Source organism: Nocardia carnea, from assembly GCF_029868855.1.
In the GTDB taxonomy this organism is placed as follows: Bacteria; Actinomycetota; Actinomycetes; order Mycobacteriales; family Mycobacteriaceae; genus Nocardia; species Nocardia carnea_A.
Map to the genome: position 1 here is coordinate 26,541 of NZ_JARWOV010000195.1, position 23,310 is coordinate 49,850.

Here is a 23,310-nt window from a genome sequence, read left to right on the forward strand (position 1 = left end):
TGAAAGAAGGCAAACCGTATGCGGGAAAACGAAAAGAACCTGTTCGATCTCAGTGGGAAGGCTGTCCTCATTACCGGGGCGGCGCATGGGCAGGGCGCCGCGCACGCACGGCAGTTGTCGGCCCTCGGCGCGGCGGTGATACTCGGCGATCTCGACACGGCGGCACTCGCGAGTACCGCGGATGCTCTTCTCGGACCTCATTTATCAGTCGAGCTGGACGTTCGTGACGCCGGGGCGTGGCGTACGGCCGTGGACGTGGCGGTGAGTCGGTTCGGGCGAATCGACGTGCTGGTCAACAATGCCGGGGTTCTTCGTAAGGGGCCGTTGTCGGAGTTGTCCGAGGCCGACCTCCGGTTGGTCCTGGACGTCGATCTGATCGGGGCAGTGCTGGGCATGCAGGCCGTGCTGCCCGCGATGGGGGCCGGTGGCTCCATCGTCAATATTGCTTCAACAGCGGGGTTGAGAGGATACGCGGAGGGCCCGGCATATGCCGCGGCGAAATGGGGATTGCGTGGCGTGACTCGTTCGGTCGCGAAAGAACTGGGCGACCGCGGGATTCGGGTGAACACCATATGCCCCGGCGCGATCGACACGGCGATGGTGTCGGAGGAGACGCGCAGCGGGAGGGGGGCGGTCGAGCGATTGCCGATTGCCCGGGTGGGGCGGCCCGAGGAAGTCTCCACCCTGGTCTCCTATCTCGTCAGTGACGCCAGTGCCTACTGCACGGGACAGGACTTCGTGATCGACGGCGGACAAACGGCGTAGTCCGCTGCTCCGCTGCAGGCTGTGAGCTGCTTTACAGCCACGTCATACTGTGGTTACACTCACACCTGTCTTAATCTGACAGATAGACAGAAGCTGACTTTGTTCGGCTGGAGGTATGCATGACAACGGCGCGGATCGGCGAGACCCCCACAGCGATGATCGACCGGGTGGCGTCGATACTCGAATCCTTCGTCGGGCAGCGGCCCCTGACATTGGCGCAGGTGGCGCGTTGTTCGGGGCTGCCGAGGTCGTCGGCGCATCGCATTCTGCAACGCCTCGTCGAGCTCGGCTGGGTAGAACGCAACGAGTTCAAGTACGCGCTGGGGCACCGTATGTTCGAATTGGGTACGCAGTTCACCCGGCAGCGCAGCGTCCACCGGGCGGCTTTACCTGTGATGACCGAACTGCATCGCAGAACCGGCCTCACCGCTCATCTGAGCATGCTGACCGGTGCGGAGATCCTGCACCTCGAACGCGTCGGTGTTTGGCCGGGAGATACCGGTGAATGGGGTGTCGGCGCACGGCAGCCCGTGGCCCGCACCGCTGCGGGCCGGTCGTTACTGGCAGCCATCCCCAAGGGAGAATGGCCTGAGATCGTATTCGGCGCGGCTCCCACTTGTTATACCGTGCGCTCGACCGTCCAACTCGACCGCGATCTGGCCAGAATCCGCGATCGCGGCGGTGTTGCGGTCGACGCGCAAGGTTGCGCGCTGGGAGTGACCGTGGTGGCGTCGCCGATCGCTATCGGAGAGGGCGGGCACTTCGCCCTGTCGTTGTGCGGCCCGACTAAATCCATCCGGACCGAGGTGGTGATCTCCGACGTCCGGCGAGCAGCCGCGGCCGTATGGCGCCAGGCCTCAGGCGTACCGCCACTGCGTGCGCGCACCGCCGACGAAGGGTGGTCCTCCGCGCCCTTCGCACGGGTATCGCGGCCCGTCGGCTCGGCATGGTCATCGGACTCCGCGCCGCTGGTCGGGTGACCGGAGAGCCCTGCTGTCCTGTTGGCTCAGCACACTGCCCGATGGGTCGGCCCTGCACCCTTTGTGGTCGGTCCCGGCTTCAGAACTTGTGATGATTCTGGCTCGCCGCGCGGACCGTGCCCGCCGCCAGAGGGGCGGACGGCCGACGTTCCACCTGGCGGTGCATAACGCCGACCGACCCTGCCACGACTAAGCGATATTCACCGAGGCAGGGTGTCCGTGTGGCCACGACGGTGGGCTCGAGCTGCCCCTAGCCCTGTGCTGTGACCGCAGACTCTGTGGCCTTGGGCGGTTCCGTCGGGAAATGGCATGCGACGTAGTGCCCCGGACCTGTTTCGCGAATCTCCGGTTCGGCCTCGGCGCACAGCGTGGTGGCCCGCGGGCAGCGAGTCCGGAACCTGCAGCCCGAAGGGGGGTCGTGGGGGGAGGGGAGGTCGCCGGACAGTGTGAGCGTGCTCGGCGCGACCTGGGGGTCGGGTTCGGGTACCGCAGACAGCAGCGCGGCAGTGTATGGGTGCGCTGGTTGTGCGTAGAGTGAATCGGGCGGGGCGATCTCGCAGATCTTGCCGAGATACATGACAACCACTCGATCGCTGATGTTCTTGACCACAGCGAGGTCGTGGGCGATGAAAAGCAGTGTGAGGTCGTAGCGATCCTTCATATCCTCGAGCAGGTTGAGAATCTGAGCCTGGACGGAGACGTCGAGGGCCGATACCGGCTCATCGCAGATCACCACTTCGGGTTCGACGACCATCGCGCGGGCAATGGAGATCCGTTGGCACTGCCCGCCGGAGAACTCGTGTGGCCGCCGGTCCGCCGCGGATTTCGGGTCGAGGCCGACCGCATCGAGAATGGCCTCGACCCGCGCGGCGCGCTGGGCGCTGCTGTACCCGCGGGCGATTTCCAAACCCTCGGCCACGATGTGGCGGACCTTGCGCAACGGATTCAACGATGAGATCGGATCCTGGAAGATCATCTGGATCGGCCGGCGGACCGAGCGCAGTTTCCGAGCCGATTTCGTGGTGAGATCATCGCCTTTGAAAAGCACCTGACCTGAGGTGGGCGGTGGGAGCTGCATGATCGCCTTGGCGAGTGTGGACTTCCCGCATCCGGATTCACCGACGAGGCCGAGTGTTTCCCCACGGCGGATGTCCAGGCTCACATCCGATACGGCGTGCACCTTCCCCGAGTGGGCTGTGTCGTACTCGACCACGAGGTTTTGGACGCTGAGCACCACATCGGTGTCGTCCGGGCGCAGGTGGGCAGTTCCGGTTCCGGCCATATCAGAGCACACTCCTCGGATCCAGGGGAAGTCCGGCAGCGGAGGCGCCCGCTGCCGTATTCGTCGCCAGGGCTGCGTCGCCTTCGGAAGTGCCTGCCGGATAGAAACAGGCGAAGCGGTGCCGTGGCCCATCGTCCGGAGTGGCGGTCAGATGGGGCGATTCGGTCAGGCATCGTGACCGGGCGTATCGGCAGCGCGGTGCGAACGCACAACCGGGTGGCGGATCGATGATGGTGGGCGGTCTGCCGGGGATAGCCTCCAGCCTGGTGTGGCTGGGGTCGGCGAGGCGAGGAATGGATCGAAGCAGTGCCTGCGTGTAGGGGTGCCGGGTGGCCCGGAACAATTCCTCCGTCGGTGCCTGTTCGACGACCCGGCCCGCGTACATCACGGCGATCTCATCGGTGCGGCCGGCCACTACGCCGAGATCGTGAGTGATGAGCACCATCGCCATCTCGTTCTCCCGCTGGAGCCGGGCCAACAGCGTCAGGATCTGGTGTTGCACCGTCACATCGAGCGCGGTGGTGGGTTCGTCGGCGATCAGTAGCCGAGGGGAGCACGCGAGGGCCAGCGCGATCACCACGCGTTGCCGCATACCGCCGGACAGATTGTGGGGGTACTGGTAGAGCCGTTTCCGCGCGTCCGGGATCCCTACCGAGGTGAGTAGCTCCTCTGCGCGCCGCGCCGCGTCGGCTCGCGACAGCGGGAAATGGCGGCGCAGAGTTTCGGTGAGCTGAGCACCGATGGTGAGAACTGGGGTCAATGAGGTCATGGGGTCCTGGAACACCATTGCGATCCGGGAACCCCAGAGAGCACGCGCTTCCGCACGATCGAGAGCGGCAGTATCTCGGCCCTCGATCTCGATCCGGGAAGCGGGACGAATGGTGCTGTTGCGCGGGAGAATATTCATCACCGTGCGCGCAAGCACCGATTTACCAGAACCGGATTCGCCGACGATGCCGAGCGTGGTGCCCGGTGCGACCGTCAGATCGACTCCGTCGACCGCGCGGACCATACCGCGCGGGGTGTCGAACCATACCCGCAGGTCAGCGACGGTGAGTGCGGATGGAGATGAGGGACTGAATGCCTCCGGTGCGGCTGAAACAGTGTGAGCCTCAACCTTGTCAAGAGATGTCACAGTGACGACTCCCGTCCGATGCGGTCACGCGTCCAATCGCCGGTCACATTGAGCGAAAGCACGGTGAGGAAGAAAAACGCTCCGGGTACGAGCACGAGGTAAGGTTCCTCGTACAGGCTTTCCCTGCCGGCCGCTATCATGCCGCCCCAGCTCGGCGCCGGCGGTGGCACACCCAGCCCCAGGAAGCTGAGCGAGCCCTCCGCTACCACCAGCGATGCCGCGACGACGATCGCAAACGAGAACACCGGAAGCGCGACGTTGGGCAGTATTTCCCGGACGAGAATACGGAACGTACTCGCACCCAGCGACTTCGAGGCGGTGACGAATTCACGTCCGGCGAACGCAATCGTGTTCGCCCGGGCGATCCGCGCGAAGGTCGGCATCCCGACCAGCGCGAGCCCGACCACCAAGGTACCGATGCTGGGCTCCATCACCGCTACCAATGCGATGAGCAGAATCAGCGGCGGGAAAGCGAGAACGGTGTTGGTGCCGATATCGAAGGTCACGTCGACAGTGCGCCGGAAGAAGCCGGCAGCCAACCCGAGGGCGGTCCCCACGGCCAGCGCCAGCAGTGTCGCACCGATCGCCACGGCCAGTGAGATCTGCGCGCCGTGGACGACCCGGCTCAGAAGATCTCGACCGAGCGGATCGGTACCCAGGATATGCGTGGCCTGCCGGAACGGGGGAATCGAATACTGATCGGTGATCTTCGCGGGATCCGGTAGCGGGAGCACCGGCGCCGCCACGGCAGCGAGCGCGATCGCGATGAGCCAGATCCCGCCGGCGATGGCACCGATATTGCGGCGCCGCTTACGCCGGGTCGGTGGCCCGGCGGGTTGGTCGGGCGGTGTTTTCGGGTTGGCACGGCCGGGAGCGGCCGGTTTCTCGGTGGTTGTGCTCATGACGTTCTCACTCTCGGGTCGAGCAAGGGGTATGCCAGGTCTACCAACGCGTTGATCAGGACATATCCCACCGCGACCACCAGGACGATGCCCTGCACGAGCAGATAGTCCCGGGAATTGATCGCGGTGATCACGAGGGAACCCAATCCGGGCAGCGCGAAAATGGATTCGACGATCACTGTGCCGCCGATCAACCGTCCCATCGACACACCGAGGACGGTGAGCAGTGAAAAGGCAGACGGGCGCAGGGCATGGACGAAAAGGATTCGGCCGGTGGGGATGCCGCGGGCCCGTGCCGACAGGACGAAATCCTGCTGCAGGGTGGCGACCATATCGTTGCGAAGCAGCCGGATGAAGGCGACGGCCTCGATAGCGGCGAGCGTAGCCACGGGCAGTATCAGGCCGCTCACGTGCGGACCGATACCTTCGGACAACGGTGTCCAGCCCAAGACCGGCAGCGCCTGCAACGTCACCGCGAATACGAAGACGAGCAGCACGCCCAGCAGAAAGCTGGGAATCGACAGCGTCACCGAGCACAGGAATGTCGTGACCCGATCGGCCGCGCCGCCCGGACGGTAACCCGCCCAGACGCCGAGTGGAACAGCAACCACCAGTGCGAGGAGGATCGACAGCCCCGCCAGTTCGAGCGTGACGGGAAGCCGCTCCAGGATGGCGTCGGTCACCGGCACCTGCGACTGCATCGACCGGCCGAGGTCGCCCTGCAGCGCCGATCCCAGCCACTCGAAATATCGCTGCAGCAATGGTCCGTCGAGGCCGAACCGCTCCGCTGCGGCCGCCCGCATCTCTGGTGTCGCGCCCTCGGGCAGCAGCGTTGCCAGGGGGTCGCCGGGGATCATCTCCAGGAGCAAGAAGGTCGAAATACTGACCAGGGCCAGTACGGCGAGCAGCTTCGCGAGATACGCGGCGAATACCCGCCGGGTCACCGATCTGCCCACCAGTGTTGTGCCGGGTAGGCGTTTGGGCACTTCATATCGGACTTCACTCCTGTATCCAGGCCGATTCCGGGCGCATCCAGTACTGGTACGCCGGTTCGACGCCGTAGACCTCCGGACGGAGCAGCAGACTCGTCTTGGAGGGACGCCAATATCGGTAAGCGGTGGTGGCGACGAGTTCCCTGATTGCCGTCCGGTATGCCTTGTCGACGACAGCGGGATCGCTGGAGGTATGGGTCAGCTCCAGTGCCCGGTCCACGGTCGGGTTCGAATACTTCGCCGGGTTGCCGGATCCTTTCGTATGGAAAATCCGGAACAGGTTCTCGGGGTGCGCGGTGCCGAGCGAGGAGAGGATGAGATCGTAGTTTCCGGAAACCAGCGCGCTCGCGTAGCCCGCGCCGTCCAGTGGTTCGATGACGAGCTCGAGGCCATCCGCCTGCTGGAGTTGTGCCTGCAGAACCTCGGCCACCCTGGTCAGGACCGGGCTGCCGGCGGTGGTGATATACGACAGGACGACCTTCCCGCCGCCGTGGCGGGCGCGATAACGGTCGATGAGCAGTTGGGCACCGTCGACGTCCTTTTCAGGCCATTTCGCCGTCTCGTCGAAGAGTGGGTGGTCCTCGGGCATGAAGTAGTCGGCGCCCTCATCGCCGGGGAAGGCTGCTGCCAGGATCTGTTTGTTGTCGATCAATTTCCCGATGGCGGTGCGCAGGTCGGGATCGGCCAAGGCTCCTCGGCTGCTGAGGCGCACCCCGTTCCCGCCGAGCATCGTGGACTGGACAACCTCCATACCAGCTGCCCGTGCGCGGTCAGCGTATCTGTCGCTTACCACCACCATGACATCCACTTCGTCGGCCTGTAATGCGTTGTAGCGCTGGTCGTCGGCGGGAATCGTTTTATAGACGAACCTGTCCAGATACGGTCGCGGGCTGTCCCAATAGCCGGGGTTGCGTTCGAGGACCAGCTCGGTGCCGCGGGCCCAGGAGGTGAAGACGAACGGGCCGGCGCCGACCGGTGCGTTGGCGAAATCCGCGCCCTTGCGTTCGATGGCGGTCGGGGAGCCGACAAACGCCAGCGATTCGGTCAGTTGATACGGGAGTTGGTGGTTGACGCTCGCGGAGGTCACCGCCAAGGTCAACGCGTCGACCACCTCCCAGCTCATCGTTTTCGCCGCCGCCGAACTGGGGGAGAGCTTGCTGGGGTCCAGCGCGCGTTCCCAGTTGAACGCCACCGCGGCGGCATCGAACGGGGTGCCGTCCGTGAAGAGGACACCCGGGCGGAGTTTCAGTGTCCAGTGCTTCCCATCTTTGCTGGTGAACGACTCCGCCATCCCGGGCACGACCTCGCGGGTGTCAGGATCGTAGTAGAGCAGGGCTCCGTAAATTGCCTGGCAGGGGCCGAGCCCGATACCGATTGCACAGGTCACCGGGTCGACGGATTGGGACTCGGTATTCCAGGCCAGCGTCACGGTCCCCCCGTGCCGGGGTGCACCGGCCGGCTGACGTTGCACGGTGGCCACGCCTGCACACGAGGTGAGCAGTAGTGTTGTGGCGGCTACCGCGCCCAGAGCCGAAGTCATACGGTCTCGGATTCGCAAGAATGACTCCTTTGTCATGGTGCAGCGTGCAGCCGCCGACCGTGTGCTGTTCGTCGGTGGTCGAGGTCTGCGACCAGAGCATCCACTGCCGCAACGGCGGATGAGCGCACGAATAGGGTCGATTGCCGTGTGGCGTCCTCCCGGAACATTTCGCGAGAGCTGAGAGAATTACGCCACCGGTCACAGATTGTGACCAGAGCTGTTCCCGTTGAGCGGGAGTCGGGCTGAAGTTGCCGGTAGACGGGCGTAAAGGCGGTAAGGAGACGGGGGTTCCGCCGAGGAGGAAGCTTCCGGACCCCGCTATCCGCAGCGACCTTGCGGACCGACCCGGATATAGTTACTATCCGTGCACGGAACGTAATTTGGATGGTGTAGCCGTCCTGGCCCGCCGCAGGTCACTGCTGCGGGTGGCTGGGCCTACTCCAGCCCGACCGGCGAACAAATGCGCTCGGACAGCATCCGAATCTGCTGAGCGGAGCGCCGCCCCCGGAAACGACGATTCCGCCGACTGGGCGGCCCGGGACGGCCGTGCCTCACGAAGGGTGAACATGCCTCGTCAAACCGTCCGCTACGACGTCACGGGCTCGATCCTGACCCTCACACTCGATCGACCTGACCAATTGAACGCGTTCACGGTCGACATGGCCGACGATCTGGTGGCTGCGTTCGAGGAAGCGGCCACCGACCCGCGGGTCGCCGCGGTCGTCGTCACCGGGTCCGGGCGCGCTTTCTGTGCAGGCATGGACCTGACGAGCGAGGGGAACGTATTCGGACTCGACGAGTCACTCACACCGACCCTCGACGATATGCGCACCCGCCTGCACGACCCGGAAATCGAGCGCGGTGTACGAGACACCGGCGGGCGGGTCGCCCTGGCGATCTACCAGTGTCCCAAGCCGGTGATCGCGGCGATCAACGGGCCCGCGGTGGGCATAGGCGCGACCATGACTCTGCCCATGGATTTCCGGCTGGTTTCGGTGGAGGCGCGGATCGGGTTCGTCTTCGGGCGGCTCGGAATAGTCCCGGAAGCATGTTCGACCTGGTTCTTGCCCCGGATCGTCGGAATGCAGAACGCACTCGAGGTCGCGTATCGGGCCGATATCTTCGACGCTGAACAAGCGCACCGCTATGGCCTGGTGCGAGCTGTGTACCCGCCCGAAGAACTGTTGCCCGCCGCATACGAATTCGCGCATTCGCTGATCGACGGCCGTTCGGCTGTCGCGACGGCGCTGACCCGGCAGATGCTCTACCGGAACAGCGCAGCAGCCTCCCCGCTCGAGGCACACCGAATCGAATCCCTGGCGATGTTCTATGCCAGCACCGGCGACGGAAAAGAAGGGGTCGCGGCCTTCCTGGAGAAACGCCCACCGGAATTCCGCTCCGATATCCCGGCCTACCTACCGGCGTTCGCCCGCGACTCCGAAAGATGGCAACAATGATCGAGAACCCGATGTTCGATACGAAATTCACCCGGACATTCGGTGTCCGGCACCCCATTGTCTGCGGCGGCATGGTCGCGGTGGGACGTGCGGAACTCATTGCCGCCGTGGCCGAATCCGGCGCCCTGGGATTCCTGAGTGCGCTGACTCAGAAAACCCCGGAGGGGCTCGCCGAAGAGATCGCGCGAACTCGTGAGCTCACCGACGCTCCGTTCGGTGTGAACCTCACAATTCTTCCTACCGTCGAACCCGTACCCTACGACGAATACCGGCAAGCCATCATCGAATCCCGTGTCCGGGTCGTCGAAACCGCAGGATCCAATCCTGCCCCGCATCTACCGTCGTTCCGGGCGGCGGGGATCAAGGTGATCCACAAGGTCGTTTCCGTTCGCCACGCGGTCAAGGCGGAACAACTCGGCGTCGACGCCGTGAGCATCGACGGCTTCGAATGCGCCGGACATCCGGGTCCCGACGATGTACCAGGACTCGTACTCATACCCGCCGCCGCCCGGAGCCTGACGATCCCGTTGATCGCATCCGGGGGCTTCGCGACCGGCGCCGGTCTGATCGCGGCACTCGCACTCGGAGCTGATGCAGTCAATATGGGAACCCGGTTCGTCGCCACCACAGAGTCCGGTGTCCATCAGAACGTCAAGGACCGGATTGTCGCGAACTCCGAACTCGACACCCAGCTGATCTTCCGCGAGTTCGGCAACACCGCCCGCGTCGCCCGCAACGCCATATCACAGGAGATCGCCGAACTATCGGCTCGAAGCGGAGCCACCTTCGCCGATATCGCTCATCTGGCCTCGGGCGAGCGCGGACGACGCAAGGTACTGCAGGAAGGCGATCTGGACGGCGGCCTATGGTGGGCCGGACAGGCCCAAGCGCTGGTGGAAGAGGTCGCACCGGTGGCCGAGGTGGTCCGAAACATCCTGTCCGATGCACAGCGGCTCGTCGCGAAGACCCTCCCCGATCTGCTCGTCTGAGCACGGACACGAGCACTCTCGAGCCTGAGGTAAACGGTGCAGGCCACTGCTCGGGCGATGAGGGCCCGAGCGCGGACTGCGCCAACACTTCCGGTGCCCATTCAGTGGAAAGACCGTCGGACGCACCAGGGGGTACGGCGTCATGATCGACAGTGACGTGGTAACTCCCAGTATGCCGTCTGCTTACGGCGGCTCGCGAACATTACCTCCGGCGCCGGTGAGGGCCGGTCGCCGACAACCCGTCTGGAATTGTTCATCGAAACTGATCGGCAGGCTTCATGTTCTCGGAACGCGCGTTCTTCTCTTTCATCGATCTCACCGATCCCAGCGTGCATCGCGAATACAACCAGTGGCATCAGCTCGACCACCGTCCCGAGAACCTGCTGCTGCCGGGTGTCGCCTGGGGCGATCGATGGGTCAGACCGGCAGAATATTCCCCGTTGGATCGGTCATCGTCACAGGAACTCGGCGAGATCGACTATGTGGCGATGTATTGGTTCCGCCCGCCCTATGAGGAGAGTGTCGCAGCGTGGACAAAACTGGGCGAAGACTCCTTCCAATGGGGACGAGGCCCACAGCTGCCCGGAGTCAGGCGGCCGCTGCTCGGGTTCTTCACGCCCGTCAAGGGATATGCGGCACCCCGGATCGGGGTGTCGGCGGATGCACTGCCTTTTCGGCCCAACCGTGGTTTGCATCTCACCGTCACCCATTTCGCGGACCCGCACGGAACCGATGTTCACGAGCAGTTCCGCTGGGACGACCGAGTCGCCATTCCCGCGCTGCTGGAATGCCCAGGAGTGGCTGGCGTGTGGACCTTTTCGCTGCATTCGCTACAGAAACATCCCACGCTGTCTCTCGGCGCCGGCAACCGCGAGTTCGCACCGGGATCGGTCCGCATTCGAATGTTGTACCTCGACTCGGACCCGGCCGAGGTGACTCGTTCGGTGTCGGAGTTGGAGCAGGATCTGGCCATCGCAGATGACGGTTCGCCGCGGCCGCCCGTCGGTGACTCGCTGTTCGACGGTCCGCTGCGGTCGATCATTCCCTGGCAGGACTGGTAACCGGTCGCGAGGAACGCCGGCACACGATGAGCAGGCCGGCGAGTACCGCGGCGGCCGCCGTAGTACCGGCAGCGATCCAGAACATGGTGGTGAACGCCGTCTCTCCGGGATAGTGCCGGTCGCTGATAGTGATGCTCCAGGTGCTGCCCGCAGCGGCCATGGCGGCGCTCGCCGTCGATGTTCCCACCGACTGGAGCAGGGCGCTGATGCTCGTGGCCGAAGCTGATTGTGTGATCGGCACTATCGTCATGACCAGAGTGGGGACGGCGGCGATGGTGAGGGCCAGGCCGATGCCGACCACAACGGCTCCCGCGAGCATCTGCCACGGTTCCCGGCTGAAGGGAACACGGAGAGCGAACGCCAGGGACAGTTCCATCGCCGCTCCCAGCAACACTGGTTGCGGACCGTAGCGTGCGATAGCGCGCCCGGCGATCGGCGCCGTGGCCATTCCGGCGAGCGCGATGGGCATGAGCCAGAACCCCGCCTCCAGGACGCTCTGGCCTGCACCGAATCCCGTCGCGGTCGGCAGTTGCAACAACTGCGTGGTGAGCAGGATATTGCTGAACAGTGCGAAACCGATGAGCAGCGCACACAGATTCACCAGCAGCAACGGCGGTCGCGCTGCCACGCGCAGATTCACCAGCGGAGCCTTGGAGCGGAGTTGCAGCGGCACCCACGCCACGAAAAGGAGCACGCTCGTTCCGGCCAGAAGTAGTGTCGCAGGGCTGGACCAGCCCCACTGCCCACTCTGGGACAGTGGTAGCAGCAAAGTGGTCAGCGCACCGGCGAGTACCACCGCGCCGAGGACGTCGAATTTTTTCCGTGCGCGCGGCGGTGAGGGTGGGACCACCTTCGCAACGACCAGCATCAGGACCGACCCGGCCAGGGCTACGGCCCAGAAGATCCAATGCCAGTCCAAGAATGTGACGATCAGGCCGGACAGCGGCAATCCGGCGGCGGCTCCGATGGCCATCGAGGCGCTCATTGTGGCCACTCCGCCGGGGACTCGGTGCGGTGGCAAAACATCGCGCATAGTGGCCATCGCGACCGGAATCAACGCCAGGCCGCATCCCTGTACAGCGCGTGCGAGTACCAGTGGAAGTAGGTCGTCACTGAGCGCACCGAGTATCGACGCGGCGATGACGAGCATGAGCGTGAGCACGATCAGGAGTTTCTTGCCGAACATATCGGCGAGCCGTCCGATCAGCGGTGTGACGACAGCTCCCGTCACCAGGGTCGCGGTCACCAGCCAGGACGCATTGCTCGGGGAGGTGTCCAACAGGGACGGCAGGGCAGGTAGCAGGGGCAGGACCATGGTCTGCTGGAGTGCCATCAGGTACCCGCAGGCGGCGAGAACCACGACGATGCCGGTTCCGGTCTTGGCATGGGTATCTGTCGGCGGGACTGGGTGGTGATCGGGCGGCGCAACGCGCTGGCGCGTGCTCACCATCGGCCGGAGCCCCTTTGCTGCGGGCGAGTGTCGATGACGCGGTTCGGGGGCATCGTCTCAGAATCGGGCCCGGGCACCGCTGTCGCAAGGAACCCCACCGCTCAGTGGAACCGAGCCGGGCCGGTTCGCGACCAGCCTGCCTGCAACACCGGGCGGCGCTCCCGGTCAGCGGAATGGACTGTGTCCGTCGAAAGAGGTTCTGACCTCTACTGGATGTACCCACGACATGGCACCCAATTCTTCGTATCGGCGGTGTGCCGTTCCATGGAAGCCTTCTACACAACCTCCCCGGTCGGTGGCCCGCACGAAAGGACTCGTAACGAATGAAATTCGATGTCATCCTGCCGGGAACCAACCACATCCCGGGCTTCTACCCTTGGTCACACGCTGGATGCGGACGGTTTCCGGCGTATTCTCACCACTCTCGACGAGTTGGGCTTCCATGCCGTGTCGGTCTCCGAGCACCTCGCTATGCCGCTGTTCGAGGTGCCCCGGCTAGGACCGTACTGGCAGGATGCGCTGTCGACGATGGCATTCGCCGCCGCAGTGACCCGCCGGATAAGGTTGGACACGGCTGTTCTGGTGCTGCCGTACCACCATCCGTTGCGGCTGGCGAAATCGCTGGCGACGATCGATGTGCTGTCCGGCGGCCGGGTCAACGTATCGATCGGCGTCGGCCACGCCGAACAGGAGTTCGCGGCGATGGGGGTGCCGTTCCGAGAGCGTGGTGCGGTCACCGACGAGATCCTGGGTGCATTGAATACGCTGTGGACTGCTGAGCAGCCCGAGCATCGCGGTCAGTATTTCGAGATCACCGAACTCGCAGTGGATCCGCGCCCCCTGCAGAAGCCGCGACCTCCGATCTATGTCGGCGGGAACTCCAAGCCTGCTCTCCGTCGTGCGGCGCGGTACGACGGCTGGCAGCCGAACCCGACGAACTTCACGCTGGAGGAGACTTCGCCACTGCTGGATTACATCCGCGATCAACCGGCTTATGCCAGGAAGGAGGATGTCTTCGATGTCAACTGGCTCAAATCTCCTGTCGGCGTGACCCTGAGCCACGGATTTGCCAGTGCGACCGGGTCCGAACTGAATGGGTACCGGGACGAGTTGGTGGATGCCTACTGCGGCGACTACCGGAAGGCAGGCATCACTCGCGTGGTTGCCGAGCCGCCGCGGAGCGTGGGCTCCGAGCACGAGTACCTGGACTATCTGCGCTGGTTCGCCGATGAGGTCATCCCGGTGGCATGACTGTCTACGCCGCAGCGTGCGAGGCGAGCACGATGACACCGGAGTCAAAGGTGCGGCGAGAGGCTTGTGGGCAAGACCACACCAGATTATATTACGTGTCTGACACGGAATGAAAAGCGAGAGATTCTTATGCCCGCTCGGGATGCATATCCGGCTATCAAACAATTCATCGAAGGGAGGTGGGTGGACGGGGACGCCGACACGTCGGAGAATGTCCTCGATCCAGCGACGGCGGAGGTGTTGGCGGCTTATCGGCATGTGACAGCCGGTCAACTCGACTGCGCGCTGGACGCTGTTTCGCGCAGCGCGCGGGGCTGGCGCGATCTGTCGCCGTTGCATCGGTCCGACATCATTCGCCGCGCTGCGCAATTGCTGCGCGACCGGGCGGATCGAATCGCGTTCGTGGTATCGAGTGAGCAAGGCAAACCTCTACATGAGGCACGCGCCGAAGTGTATGCCAGCGCCGACATCATCGACTGGTGCGCGGAGGAGGGCCGCCGCACCTATGGACGAATAGTGCCGTCCGACAACGACAGCCGGTTGATGGTCACCACCGAGCCCGTCGGGCCGGTAGCCGCATTCACTCCCTGGAACTTCCCGGTCCTCACAGTCGCCAGAAAGGTCGCGCCCGCCCTGGCTGCGGGATGTCCCATTATCGTCAAGGCGGCCGAGGAGACCCCAGCGGGCGCTATGGCGGTAGTTTCGGCCTTCGCGGACGCGGGCGCGCCGCCCGGGGTCGTCAACTTGGCGCTCGGTGTCCCCGCCGAGATATCGGAGCATGTGCTGTCGGCAGGCATTGTGCGGAAGGTCTCGCTGACCGGATCGGTCCCGGTGGGGCGGACATTGTCGCGGCTCGCCGCCGAGCATGATATCCGAACCACCATGGAACTCGGCGGCAATGCGCCGGTGATCGTGGAGCCGGATATCGACGTCGACGAGGTGGCGCTGCGCTGCGCTACATCGAAATTCCGCAACGCGGGGCAGGTCTGCAACAGTCCCAGCCGGTTCTTCGTCCACGCGGCGGTGCACGACCGGTTCGTCGCCGCAGTGCAACGATTCGTTCGGGATATCCGGCTCGGCGCCGGAACGGCGGAGGCCACTACGATGGGACCGCTGGCCAACTCGCGCCGCGTCGAGTATGTACGCAGGGCGCTTGCCGACGCGCTCGACCGTGGTGCGCAGATCGCCTGCGGAGGTGGGATACCCAGCGGTGCCGGTAACTTTGTCGAACCGACAGTACTGACCGAGGTCGCCGACTCCAGCACGGTATTCGCGGAAGAGATCTTCGGTCCGATCATGCCCATCGTCCGGTATCACGATTTGGACGATGCTATTACCCGCGCGAACGCGACGACCTATGGCCTGGCCTCGTTCGTCTTCACCGGTTCGCTGGCGAAAGCGCATCGGATGGCGCGGGAACTGGAAGCCGGGATGGTCGGTATCAACACGACTGTCGTGTCTCGCGCCGAGACGCCGTTCGGTGGAATCAAAGCCTCGGGCCACGGTTTCGAGAGCGGTCTGGAGGGGGTCGACGTATATCTGCGCCGGAAAGCAATTCTGGAGCATGACCCCGCCGCACCCGGCCGAGGCGTTTCGCATTGAGCCCACCGCGGGGCCGCGCATAGAGAGCAGGACCGACAGGGGAACGCAGGAAACGACCGCGGAGCGGTTATCGGGGACCTTCCCGATTGTCGAAACACAAAAGGAACAGTTATGTCCGAATTGACCGGAAAAGTGGGAATTGTGACGGCCGCGGGCAGCGGGATGGGTCGTGCCGGTGCGATCCGATTCGCCCGCGCCGGCGCCACCGTGGCGGTGGTTTCGCTCGAGGACGAGGAGACGCGGGAAACGTTGGCGCTCGTCGAGGCCGCTGGAGGCAGGGGCCTAGCGCTCGCCGGGGATCTGGCCGACGAGAATTTCGCCCGCGTGATCGTGGATGCGACCGTGGAGAAATTCGGCAGGCTCGATTTTCTCTGGAATCACGTCGGATATCCGGGCCCCGCCGCGGTGGAGGACATCGATCTCGCGGCCTTCGACAAAACGATCGATCTCAACCTGCGGACGGTGATGGTGACCACGTCGCGCGCAATCCCGCACCTGAAGAAATCCGCTGACGGCAATGTCCTGTTCACGTCGTCGTCGTCCGGATTGGCCGGATCGCCTTGGAGCCCGGTGTATTCGATGGCGAAATTCGGCGTCGTAGGGCTGATGCGAGCCCTTGCCAAGAAGTACGGTCCCGAAGGGATCCGGTTCAACGCGGTGTGCCCAGGTTTGATGGACACACCGATGTTGCGTGTATTCGTTGCCAGGCCGGACGACGAGCGGTCGCGGGGTGCGGATGCCGAGGTGCTGAGCCGCAAGGCCGCCGAGGCGATACCGCTTCGCCGGCTGGGGCAACCGGAGGAGGTCGCGAACGCGGCACTGTTCCTGCTCTCGGAGGATGCCTCGTTCATTACCGGTGTGACGCTTCCGGTCGATGGCGGCACCGTCGCCTGAGTCGGCGGCACTTTGTAGAGAAGGAACGACGATGGCCATTGAACTGACCACAACTCCCGCAGACCGAGCCGAAAGACCGAGGCTCGCCGGTCCGCCGTTACGGCGGGTGCTGGTTGCCGCGGGGGTGGGCAGTGTTATCGAGTACTACGACTTCGGTGTGTACGCATTCCTTGCAACCACGCTCGCGGTGGTATTTTTTTCCGGCACAGGATCCAGCCACCGCACTTCTTGCCACGCTCGCGATCTTCGCGTCCGCCTTCGTGATGCGTCCGATCGGTGGGGTGGTGATCGGTCATATCGGTGACCACTTCGGCCGTAAGGCGGGTCTGGCCACGGCAGTAATCATGATGGCCGTGTGCACCGCGGCGATCGGTTTGATTCCTTCCCATGCGTCCATCGGCATCGCGGCGCCGATACTGCTGGTTCTCCTGCGTTGCGGTCAAGGTTTCGCCGCGGGCGGTGAACTCGGCGGCGCCAGCTCGTATGTCGCCGAATCCGTCGCCGACGACCGGCGTGGCTTGTTCTCGAGTATTCCGCAGCTGGGTTGCCTGGTCGGGACGGCGCTCGGATCCGTTACTGTCGCGGCTCTGACGATACTGTTGACCGTGGAGCAGATGCAGGACTGGGGCTGGCGGGTGCCGTTCCTGTTCTCGGTGGCGCTGAGCGTGGCGGCCGTCCTGTTCCGCCGCAAGATGGCCGAGTCGCCGGATTTCGAGAGCCTGGAGGCCGGTGACGCCGTCCGCAAACTCCCGGTCTTCGAGGCCGTCAAGAAGCACCCGTCGGCGATAGTCAGTGTATTCGGCATCAACCTTGTCTCGTTCGCCGCATTCTATCTCGTATTCACCTACATGACCACCTATTTCGACGTGGTAGATGTGATGTCTGCACGATCGGCGAGTTGGGCAGTGGTCGTGACGCAGATACTGGCCGCCCTCTCGATCCCGTTCTGGGGACATATCTCCGATCGAATCGGACGTAAACCGGTATTGGTCGGAGTGTGTGTCGCGAATATCGTCCTCGCGATCCCGTTGTTCGCGCTGATCGGTTCCGGGAATACGGTTCTCGCAATTGCCTGCCTGGTAGTGCTGGGATAATTCGAAGGCGCTTACCTGGGTGTCATCTCCTCCTGTTACTGCGAGATGTTCCCGGCGAGTGTCCGAGCCAGCGGATTCAATCTCGGGTTCAACCTGTCCGCAATCATCGCGGGCGGTTCGGCGCCCTATATCGCGACCTGGCTTATCGAGAAAACCGGCGACAACAAGTCACCGGCGTACTTTCTGATCACCGCAGCCGTGCTCTCGCTGGCAACCGTCTGGAAGATCAAGGAGACAGCGGGTAAGCCGTTGCCGCTGGATAGCTGAATACCCAGGCAGAAGACAGGACCGCTTTCTCGGGGCTGCGATCCCGTCTTCCACTATCCCTTCGTGGCCTCGTCCGAGACGAGGATTCCGGCAAGTAGCTGATCCACCACGGTTCGGGCCCAGTCCGCGGACATTTCGTCGCCCGCGATATAACCGGCGTAGAACGCGCCGATGAGTGTCTGGGCAACAATCCCGGCATCGACCTCTGCGCGTACCTGGCCACGATCGATCGCCTCTTGAACCATCATTCGGATGCCATCGCGGCGCGGTTTGATCGCGGTCTCCCGCCATGCCTGCAAGAACTCGGGATGGCGGGACTCCTCGGAGAGGAGGACACCGACCATGCCCATATGGCCGATGCGCTCGTATGCGCCCCGCACATCGTTCAACTGCGCGGCGAGATCCGCGCGCAGATCGCCGGTTGGTTCGGCCTGGTCTCGATCCGAGTGGGCTATCGCCGCCGATATCAGCTCGGCTTTGTTGTTCCATCGCCTATAGACCGAAGGCTTCGATACGCCGCTTTCCTCTGCGATTCTGGCGATACTCAGCGCTTGATAACCTAAGCGTGGCAGCAGGCTCAACGCCGTTTCGAGGATGTGTTCATCGGCGTGCACGCGGGGACGACCGACTCGCGGGGGCCACGGTGTCTCATCGAGCATGCCGGTCGCGGTTCGGTCGATCATGCGAGGAACTCCTTCGATAACGCAGCGGACGGTTGGTTCCAGTGTCCCATCGGCGACCACTCAGACGACGCGCGCCGGCCGGACCGCGTGACCACTCTCCAGGTGACCGGCTCGATACGATCGAGTTCCTCGCGCCCGGCCGACCTGGTGAAACCGATCAACACTAGAACACGGTGCCGACCCCGTCCTGCCAGGGAATCCGTGGGTCGAGCATGACCTTGTCCAGCGTGTTCCGTGCGATGATATGACCTTCGGTGCTCATGACGGTCGCGAAGTTGTCGCGGATCCTTTCCATGGACAGCGCCCCGGGTTCAGCTTGATGTCCCCGTCCTACGCCGACAAACACACGGCGCATATGGTCGCCGCCGATCACGAACATCTCTCCCGAGACGGGAACGTCACGGTGTGCGAGGAAGCCAACGGCGGGTGCCGCGGACTCGGGCGGATAGTATTGCGCCATTCCGGCGGCGATACTCTCGCCCATCAGTCCGGTCATCCGCGCCGCCGCGGTCGGCATGACACAGTTGATTCTGATATTCCTGCGTTCCGCAGCGGCGCGATGGGCGAGGTTGCGGGTGAGCCCCCAGGTCGCTCCCTTCGCGGCAGGATAACCCGCAGAACTTCGCATGCCCAGAAACGCAGACGACGATACGTTGACGATACGACCATAGTCACGGTCCCACATGTGACGCCAGGCCGCGCGGGTGACGAAGAAGGTGCCGCCTGCCGCGACCATCAGGTCTGCCTGGTACTGCTCGTCGGTGTTGTCGTCGATCGGTCCGCGGGAGATGACGGCACCGGCGTTGTTGACGACGATATCCACCTGCCCCCAGATGTCGAGCGCTTGCTTGATGATCGCCGTGCCGCCCGCGCCGGTGGCGACCGTGTCGAAGTTGGCTTCAGCGGTGCCGCCGGCGTCGACGATCTGTTGCGCCGTCGTCGTTGCGGGACCCTGATCGGATCCGGTGCCGTGGATACTGCCGCCGAGATCGTTGACCAGTACGCGCGCCCCGCGCTCGGCCAGGAATAGGGCATACGCTCTGCCCAGCCCGTTTCCCGCGCCGGTTACCACCGCGACCTGCCCGTCGAACCCCATTGTATTGCTGCCCATGAGCACGAGAATTGCTGATCCTGCCGAGATTTCGAAGCACGTGAACCGCTCAGTGGAATCACTTCCCATTGAAGACATCACGCGGTGTTGCGGTCGAGCCCGGATGTTGCTGGGACGTCCGCGAGTGGGGTCGCCCTGCGGTCGCCTGTAAGTACGGCGATTACGCAGAACCGGTCTCACTCGCCCATTGTGTAGGATTTCGCCAACGCGTGATCTCGAGGCCCGAGACCGCGACCCGCGCTGGTAGGCCTGGTCCACTGAACGGGAACCTGCTACCGCAGATCCGAGATGGCCGGAATGATAGTGGACGATTCGCGGGCACGCCGACCTTGCCGACGCGCGGAATCGTGGTCGGCGCGTCCGCGCCGTGTACCGGATATCCGGGACGAAGGGATGTTTCATGAGCACCGGTGAAACGGGTTTCGACGTGCCGGAGCCGGTGCCGGCGGTTGCGGAGCCGCGGCGTGTCGTCGGGCTGGGTGGGCTCCGTGCATTGGTGGGGGTACAGCTCGGGCCCACAGACTGGTTGCGGATCGATCAATCGCGGATCGATGGTTTCGCCGACGTGACCGGAGATCATCAGTGGATCCATGTGGATCCGGAGCGGGCACAGCATTCGCTCTTCGGCACCACGATCGCGCACGGCTTCTTGACACTGTCACTGTGCAATTTATTTCTGCCACAGCTGCTTCGTGTGGAGAACGTCAGCATGGGCGTGAACTATGGGGCGAACAGAATTCGATTCCCCTCGCCGGTCACTGTGGGATCGCGTATCCGGGGTCATTGCGAAATCCTGGCTTGTGACGACGTACCTGGTGGGGTGCAGGTCACCATCCGAATCACCGCAGAAATCGACGGCTCGCCCAAACCGGCCTGTGTCGTGGAGAAGCTGACCAGGTGGTTCGCCTGAGGGCAGGCGCCAGAGTAGGGGCCACCCTCACCGGCGTCATGGGCCTGTCGGAGTGCCTCCCGCATCTGTCTCGCGGACGCGCTGTTCGACCTCGCGCCACCGGCCCGGGACGGGGTGAGGATTCGCCGACTGCTCGTCGTTTGCAGCTTCGGTAAGGGTGCTTTCGGCAGCGTCGATTTCCTCGATCAGTTGCTGGGCGAGAGAGCGTTCGGCGGCGCAGTACCGTTGGGTCCAGTTCAACACAAGGTGTGGATAAGCCCAACCCGGCTGGGATTCGGCCGCGCGGGCGTCCAAAGAGGCCTTGCGCTCGATTCGGCGGACATCGGCAATGTGGTCACGCAGGATCTCCTTCAGTCGCGTCGGCGAACTGAGGTGTCCGAACATCACCCGCAACATCACATGGTGCTTCAAGACCGTGTGGTCCACCGGCGTGTGGCGCGACCACGCGGTGACCGCATCCCAGCCCGCCGGCGTGATTCGGTAGAGCCGACGCCCGCGCAGAGAGTTGTCGCTATCCACGCGAGACTCTGCGAAACCGTGCCGCTCGAGTTTCTTCAACTCGGAATAGATCTGGCTGTGGGACGGGCTCCAGTAGAAGTAGCGGATGCTCCAGTCGGCCCACTTCTTCAGATCATAACCGGAAAGTTCCTCCTCGTAGGAGAGCATAGCAAGAACGGTCCAGCTGGTAGGTGGCAGATTGACCTCTGTCGGGTCGGCTTCGTTCCTCGCCACAGCTGAATGCTATCAACCCGCGCGGCGGACCTCGACTTGACGGATTTGGGTCAGGTCTCGGGGCTCGTGATATCCGAACCGTTCTTGCTCCACATCGGTCTTCGCCTGTCCATCTTTGTGCGTTCCAACCCATGCTGCGTGCTGACGCTTCGCGAAGGGCGGCGCCCGTTGTGGCTCCGAGTCCGGAGACGAAGGTAGAAAGGAAACTGTGAAGCCGACCCGCACAGCTCAGTGCACCCACATCCAACACCGCCCGGCCCAACGATGATCGGTGGCACACCAACGGCGGTCGCCGGATAGTCGGCCGCAACGGCCGGTGCCGGGACCTGATGTGGACGATCGAAGTTCGGCTGACTCCCCTGAGCAACAACTCCTGCGCACTTGGCCGGTCTGTCGGTTGTAATTCATCGCGCACGCCGGAGCAGCTACTCTGACCACCCCGTCAGACCTGCTCGCGACTGGGCGCACAGCCTCGGATTACCTGCGGTGGTCGCATACTTCGCGCCCGGCGATCACACCGAGCTGGTCGCGGCGCTGCTGCACGATATCGGCTATCTGCCGCTCGGTTATACGTGCGAAGGCGTGGTCCGGCTGGATCGCCACCAGCTCGGCGTGCAGCGGATTCGCGAACTGGCGCGCTGCTGGGTGACTACGCGATGCCGCCGAAGCCGTGGTCGCCGTCGAGGACGGACACAGCCCCCGGTATTGCACGCACCTCTTGACGCGCTGAAACTCGCCGCCGGCGCGCAGACTATGCGCTCGCGCAGCACGACTGCGTCCAGGGTGTCAAAGGCCTGGTCGTGCTCAGCCATGCCGCCGAAGGCACATTCCTGACTCAGGACGAGCAGGTCCGTACCATCGCCGCCTTCCGCGAATCGGTACAGGACCGGCTGCCTATCATCGCCGGCATCACCGGTGAAGGCGCCGCGGTGGCGGTCGAAGAGGCTGGCGTGCGGGTCGATGCCGGTGCGAGCGTGGGCCTGGTGTATCCCTCGCACGGCTGGCTCCGGCTCGGATGCCAGCAGGGGGCTCCGCAGGATCGCTACGAACAGATCTACGAACAGGCCGGGCTCCCGCTGATCCTGTTCCAGTACCCAGACGTCACGAAGGCTGGTTCTGATCGCGGCGGGCAAGGCCAAGGACTATGTCAAGGCCCGCTGCATCCATGACCGGCTGCTGCCGGTGACCGCGAACGTCTACCACCGCGGCTCACATATGGAGGGCGCGGTGGCGCTCAAAGAGGGCCTGGTCGCGCGTGGCATTCTCGAGCATGCGACGGTTCGCTCACCACGGCTGCCGCTTCAAGAGGGAGCCGGTGCAGAGATCGCGGCCGCCCTACGCTCCGCCGACCTGGGCGCCGTGACCGCACTCGCCTGATCCGGGCTCCGCCCCGGGAGCCCGGCACGCACACTCCCAGGGCGGAGCCACGCAAACCCATCGAACCTCCACGGCCTCCCATCTGGCGGACGCCAGGAAAAACCGCAGGTAGACATCAACAACCACTGGTTACCTGCCGTGTGCGAGTGGGACTCGAACACTCGACCCTCACCAGGGGTGTAAATGTCGCGTTTTGGTATGCGAGGGGGACTTGCGCACCAAGAAGTAGTGAAAGCACCCCCAAATTGGGGGTTGAGCGGTCATGAAGTTACCTTGCACGGCGCTTGGCTGTCAAAGGCCACGGGACCGCCTCAGGCTGCGGTTCTGCGCCTTCCGCAGCTAGCATCCAGCTTCCGTTGGCGGGGGCGATTGTGAAGATTGTGGAGAGAAGGCTGTTGGTTGGCGCGTCTGGGGGGTTTCCTGGGTCGACGCAAGGGGGTGCGGTTCGCCGGTCATAACGGATAAGGCAGTCGCGACCTCCTCCAGGGTGGCCTTGGAGTAGAGCAAGGTCGTGCCAGAGATGCCCGACGGGGCAGCATGCGCTGCGAACGCGCGTGCTACGGCGTATCCGAAGCTTCGTTCTACCCAGGTGAGTGTGGTGTGGCGGAGCCAGTGGGTGCTGACTTGTTGGATTTCCACCCAGGGAACCTGTTTGCTCACCCGCTGCCAGAGGCGGTCGTAATAGCGGCGAGTTAGGGGCTGCTGCACGATCAGGTGACAGTGGTTATGCAGCCTGACCGGCTACTGCTGGGGTCATGATCGTCTCGTACTCGATCGGGGTCAACCGGCCGAGCCGGGTTTGCCTCCGTCGGCGGTGGTAGGTCCGTTCGATCCAG

21 protein-coding genes and 1 pseudogene are annotated in these 23,310 nt (G+C 64.1%); 12 read left to right on the plus strand and 10 right to left on the minus strand.

Translation table 11 applies throughout. From position 1 onward, the window contains the following. Positions 1–18: 18 nt before the first annotated feature. Complete coding sequence (locus tag QH195_RS18590) at positions 19–765, plus strand: SDR family NAD(P)-dependent oxidoreductase (RefSeq protein ID WP_280436341.1); 747 nt, start codon at positions 19–21, stop codon at positions 763–765. A 119-nt stretch (positions 766–884) separates the two neighbouring features. Continuing rightward, positions 885–1,745, plus strand: coding sequence for an IclR family transcriptional regulator (locus QH195_RS18595; RefSeq protein WP_280436342.1), 861 nt, complete (start codon positions 885–887; stop codon positions 1,743–1,745). Between the two features lie 250 nt (positions 1,746–1,995). Here the strand turns inward: QH195_RS18595 and QH195_RS18600 are convergent, their stop codons facing one another. The 5 genes from QH195_RS18600 to QH195_RS18620 form a co-directional block, all read right to left on the minus strand. Then, on the minus strand, positions 1,996–3,027 hold the full coding sequence (locus QH195_RS18600) for an ABC transporter ATP-binding protein (RefSeq protein ID WP_280436343.1): 1,032 nt from the start codon (positions 3,025–3,027) through the stop codon (positions 1,996–1,998). A 1-nt stretch (position 3,028) separates the two neighbouring features. After that, a complete protein-coding gene (locus QH195_RS18605; RefSeq protein WP_280436344.1) occupies positions 3,029–4,039 on the minus strand; it encodes an ABC transporter ATP-binding protein in 1,011 nt (336 codons plus the stop codon). Between the two features lie 119 nt (positions 4,040–4,158). Beyond that, positions 4,159–5,064, minus strand: a complete 906-nt coding sequence (locus QH195_RS18610; protein ID WP_280436345.1) for an ABC transporter permease — start codon at positions 5,062–5,064, stop codon at positions 4,159–4,161. Continuing rightward, positions 5,061–6,050, minus strand: a complete 990-nt coding sequence (locus tag QH195_RS18615; RefSeq protein ID WP_280436346.1) for an ABC transporter permease — start codon at positions 6,048–6,050, stop codon at positions 5,061–5,063. Before QH195_RS18615 ends, QH195_RS18610 begins: the two co-directional genes overlap by 4 nt. A gap of 13 nt (positions 6,051–6,063) precedes the next feature. After that, positions 6,064–7,596 carry an ABC transporter substrate-binding protein gene (locus QH195_RS18620; protein ID WP_280436347.1) on the minus strand — a complete coding sequence of 511 codons (1,533 nt, stop codon included), beginning with the start codon at positions 7,594–7,596 and terminating at the stop codon, positions 6,064–6,066. A 566-nt stretch (positions 7,597–8,162) separates the two neighbouring features. On the opposite strand from QH195_RS18620, the gene QH195_RS18625 reads away from it, so the two are divergent. From QH195_RS18625 to QH195_RS18635, 3 genes are all read left to right on the plus strand, one after another. After that, on the plus strand, positions 8,163–9,053 hold the full coding sequence (locus QH195_RS18625) for a crotonase/enoyl-CoA hydratase family protein (protein ID WP_280436348.1): 891 nt from the start codon (positions 8,163–8,165) through the stop codon (positions 9,051–9,053). Positions 9,054–9,064: 11 nt separating this feature from the next. Further along, complete coding sequence (locus QH195_RS18630) at positions 9,065–10,042, plus strand: NAD(P)H-dependent flavin oxidoreductase (protein WP_280436364.1); 978 nt, start codon at positions 9,065–9,067, stop codon at positions 10,040–10,042. Between the two features lie 278 nt (positions 10,043–10,320). Further along, positions 10,321–11,103, plus strand: coding sequence for a hypothetical protein (locus tag QH195_RS18635; protein ID WP_280436349.1), 783 nt, complete (start codon positions 10,321–10,323; stop codon positions 11,101–11,103). On the opposite strand, the gene QH195_RS18640 is transcribed toward QH195_RS18635, so the two are convergent. After that, positions 11,081–12,553 carry an MFS transporter gene (locus QH195_RS18640; protein WP_280436350.1) on the minus strand — a complete coding sequence of 491 codons (1,473 nt, stop codon included), beginning with the start codon at positions 12,551–12,553 and terminating at the stop codon, positions 11,081–11,083. The genes QH195_RS18635 and QH195_RS18640 overlap by 23 nt on opposite strands. A 333-nt stretch (positions 12,554–12,886) precedes the next feature. On the opposite strand from QH195_RS18640, the gene QH195_RS18645 reads away from it, so the two are divergent. The 5 genes from QH195_RS18645 (at position 12,887) to QH195_RS18665 (ending at position 17,661) form a co-directional block, all read left to right on the plus strand. After that, a complete protein-coding gene (locus QH195_RS18645; protein WP_280436351.1) occupies positions 12,887–13,804 on the plus strand; it encodes a TIGR03619 family F420-dependent LLM class oxidoreductase in 918 nt (305 codons plus the stop codon). A 66-nt stretch (positions 13,805–13,870) separates the two neighbouring features. After that, a complete protein-coding gene (locus QH195_RS18650) occupies positions 13,871–15,406 on the plus strand; it encodes an NAD-dependent succinate-semialdehyde dehydrogenase (RefSeq protein WP_280436352.1) in 1,536 nt (511 codons plus the stop codon). A gap of 111 nt (positions 15,407–15,517) precedes the next feature. After that, the gene (locus tag QH195_RS18655; protein WP_280436353.1) at positions 15,518–16,300 is read left to right on the plus strand and encodes an SDR family NAD(P)-dependent oxidoreductase; all 783 of its coding nucleotides are present in this window, start codon (positions 15,518–15,520) and stop codon (positions 16,298–16,300) included. Between the two features lie 155 nt (positions 16,301–16,455). Continuing rightward, positions 16,456–17,394 carry an MFS transporter gene (locus QH195_RS18660; RefSeq protein WP_280436354.1) on the plus strand — a complete coding sequence of 313 codons (939 nt, stop codon included), beginning with the start codon at positions 16,456–16,458 and terminating at the stop codon, positions 17,392–17,394. A gap of 24 nt (positions 17,395–17,418) precedes the next feature. Beyond that, positions 17,419–17,661: a hypothetical protein gene (locus QH195_RS18665; RefSeq protein ID WP_348536851.1), complete on the plus strand. Its 243-nt coding sequence runs from the start codon at positions 17,419–17,421 to the stop codon at positions 17,659–17,661. Positions 17,662–17,714: 53 nt separating this feature from the next. On the opposite strand, the gene QH195_RS18670 is transcribed toward QH195_RS18665, so the two are convergent. Together QH195_RS18670 and QH195_RS18675 are read right to left on the minus strand one after the other, a co-directional pair. Then, complete coding sequence (locus QH195_RS18670) at positions 17,715–18,344, minus strand: TetR/AcrR family transcriptional regulator (RefSeq protein ID WP_280436356.1); 630 nt, start codon at positions 18,342–18,344, stop codon at positions 17,715–17,717. A 163-nt stretch (positions 18,345–18,507) separates the two neighbouring features. Continuing rightward, positions 18,508–19,455 (minus strand): SDR family NAD(P)-dependent oxidoreductase, encoded by a 948-nt coding sequence (locus QH195_RS18675; RefSeq protein ID WP_280436357.1) that lies wholly within the window; start codon positions 19,453–19,455, stop codon positions 18,508–18,510. 400 nt (positions 19,456–19,855) lie between these two features. Between QH195_RS18675 and QH195_RS18680 the strand changes: the two genes are divergently transcribed. Next, positions 19,856–20,365 carry a MaoC family dehydratase gene (locus QH195_RS18680; protein WP_280436358.1) on the plus strand — a complete coding sequence of 170 codons (510 nt, stop codon included), beginning with the start codon at positions 19,856–19,858 and terminating at the stop codon, positions 20,363–20,365. Positions 20,366–20,401: 36 nt separating this feature from the next. Here the strand turns inward: QH195_RS18680 and QH195_RS18685 are convergent, their stop codons facing one another. Both QH195_RS18685 and QH195_RS18690 read right to left on the minus strand, forming a co-directional pair. Beyond that, positions 20,402–21,031, minus strand: a complete 630-nt coding sequence (locus QH195_RS18685) for a PadR family transcriptional regulator (protein ID WP_280436365.1) — start codon at positions 21,029–21,031, stop codon at positions 20,402–20,404. A 543-nt stretch (positions 21,032–21,574) separates the two neighbouring features. After that, on the minus strand, positions 21,575–21,808 hold the full coding sequence (locus QH195_RS18690; RefSeq protein ID WP_280436359.1) for a hypothetical protein: 234 nt from the start codon (positions 21,806–21,808) through the stop codon (positions 21,575–21,577). A 20-nt stretch (positions 21,809–21,828) separates the two neighbouring features. On the opposite strand from QH195_RS18690, the pseudogene QH195_RS35090 reads away from it, so the two are divergent. Then, positions 21,829–22,474, plus strand: a pseudogene (locus QH195_RS35090) (dihydrodipicolinate synthase family protein); the annotation flags it as partial. Between the last annotated feature and the right edge of the window lie 836 nt (positions 22,475–23,310).

Bases quoted from the DNA above. Each gene is read 5' to 3' on its own strand.
- QH195_RS18635 (WP_280436349.1), top strand. From the start codon at position 10,321: ATGTTCTCGGAACGCGCGTTCTTCTCTTTCATCGATCTCACCGATCCC.
- QH195_RS18625 (WP_280436348.1), top strand. From the start codon at position 8,163: ATGCCTCGTCAAACCGTCCGCTACGACGTCACGGGCTCGATCCTGACC.
- QH195_RS18610 (WP_280436345.1), bottom strand. From the start codon at position 5,064: ATGAGCACAACCACCGAGAAACCGGCCGCTCCCGGCCGTGCCAACCCG.
- QH195_RS18655 (WP_280436353.1), top strand. From the start codon at position 15,518: ATGTCCGAATTGACCGGAAAAGTGGGAATTGTGACGGCCGCGGGCAGC.
- QH195_RS18595 (WP_280436342.1), top strand. From the start codon at position 885: ATGACAACGGCGCGGATCGGCGAGACCCCCACAGCGATGATCGACCGG.
- QH195_RS18645 (WP_280436351.1), top strand. From the start codon at position 12,887: ATGTCATCCTGCCGGGAACCAACCACATCCCGGGCTTCTACCCTTGGT.
- QH195_RS18605 (WP_280436344.1), bottom strand. From the start codon at position 4,039: ATGGTCCGCGCGGTCGACGGAGTCGATCTGACGGTCGCACCGGGCACC.
- QH195_RS18670 (WP_280436356.1), bottom strand. From the start codon at position 18,344: ATGATCGACCGAACCGCGACCGGCATGCTCGATGAGACACCGTGGCCC.
- QH195_RS18640 (WP_280436350.1), bottom strand. From the start codon at position 12,553: ATGGTGAGCACGCGCCAGCGCGTTGCGCCGCCCGATCACCACCCAGTC.
- QH195_RS18685 (WP_280436365.1), bottom strand. From the start codon at position 21,031: ATGCTCTCCTACGAGGAGGAACTTTCCGGTTATGATCTGAAGAAGTGG.
- QH195_RS18620 (WP_280436347.1), bottom strand. From the start codon at position 7,596: ATGACTTCGGCTCTGGGCGCGGTAGCCGCCACAACACTACTGCTCACC.
- QH195_RS18675 (WP_280436357.1), bottom strand. From the start codon at position 19,455: ATGGGCAGCAATACAATGGGGTTCGACGGGCAGGTCGCGGTGGTAACC.
- QH195_RS18680 (WP_280436358.1), top strand. From the start codon at position 19,856: ATGAGCACCGGTGAAACGGGTTTCGACGTGCCGGAGCCGGTGCCGGCG.
- QH195_RS18590 (WP_280436341.1), top strand. From the start codon at position 19: ATGCGGGAAAACGAAAAGAACCTGTTCGATCTCAGTGGGAAGGCTGTC.
- QH195_RS18600 (WP_280436343.1), bottom strand. From the start codon at position 3,027: ATGGCCGGAACCGGAACTGCCCACCTGCGCCCGGACGACACCGATGTG.
- QH195_RS18630 (WP_280436364.1), top strand. From the start codon at position 9,065: ATGTTCGATACGAAATTCACCCGGACATTCGGTGTCCGGCACCCCATT.